Raw genomic sequence first — 248 nt, forward strand, 5'->3', positions numbered from 1 at the left:
GAAGCTGGTATTGTAAACGTAAACGACGAAGTTGAAATCGTAGGTATGAAAGAAACGACGAAGACAACTTGTACAGGTGTTGAGATGTTCCGTAAGCTTCTAGACGAAGGTCGTGCGGGTGAGAACATTGGTGCACTTTTACGTGGTACTAAGCGTGAAGACGTTGAACGTGGTCAAGTACTAGCGAAGCCTGGTTCAATCACTCCACACACGAAGTTCACTTCAGAAGTATACGTACTTTCGAAAGA

General features: G+C 44.4%; 1 protein-coding gene. It reads left to right on the forward strand.

Translation table 11 applies throughout. The annotated features are described in order from the left end of the window. Positions 1 to 248, forward strand: a 248-nt coding sequence (locus CWC18_RS20405) for an EF-Tu/IF-2/RF-3 family GTPase (protein WP_249930161.1), incomplete at both ends; no start/stop codon positions are given.

Source organism: Pseudoalteromonas aurantia (genome assembly GCF_005886875.1).
Lineage (GTDB): Bacteria > Pseudomonadota > Gammaproteobacteria > Enterobacterales > Alteromonadaceae > Pseudoalteromonas > Pseudoalteromonas aurantia_A.